1 protein-coding gene is annotated in these 632 nt (G+C 59.0%); it reads right to left on the reverse strand.

Features of this window, described 5'->3' with window-relative positions:
- Positions 1–200 (reverse strand): helix-turn-helix domain-containing protein (locus AC1D0O_RS25050; RefSeq protein ID WP_477656190.1); only part of this gene is annotated, 200 nt, incomplete at its 3' end.
- Positions 201–632: the final 432 nt, after the last annotated feature.

A 632-nucleotide genomic window follows, 5' to 3' on the forward strand; every position in this document is an offset into this window, starting at 1 on the left:
TAGCCGCCAGCGATGCGCGGGCGCCCCATCACGCACTGCTCGGCTTCGTCTTGCCAGCCATTGCGGCGCAGTTCGCGCGAGATCGTGCTCGGTGATCGCCCCAGCACTCTCGCAATCTTGCGGATGCTGCAATTGTGCAGCTTCATGCCCATTACCGTGCCTCGCTCTTCGGCACTCAATTGTCGATATGTTCTTGTCATGCAACTCCTCTTGGATTGGAAGTGTTGCACTTGGTCCTTGAATCCGCCCACCAAAGAAAAGGCGACCCGCAGTCTGGGTCCCTACGCTTCGCTGCGGGCAACCTGCGGTGCTCGAGCCAAGCGGGGTCCGGCTAAACTCGCTTCGCTCAGACAACGCCGGCCCTGATCCGCTTGTCTCTGCGCTCCTCGGCCCAGCCAGGACGGGGCAAGCGGGAACGGGAGCGGAGACAGAAGATAGAAATACCAAGAAAACAAATACAAACAAGGACTCGCCAAGGCGAGTCCTTGTTTCTTCAAAGTATTTGGTATTGGTATTTCTCTAGYCCCCACCCCTTGTGGATGCGCCGAGGAGCGCAGGTTCAGGCGGATCAGGGATCGCGTTGTTTGAGCCGAAGGCGAGTTTAGCGAGACCCCGCCTGAACCGAGCACCGC

Source organism: Polaromonas sp. P1_F2 (assembly GCF_056405735.1).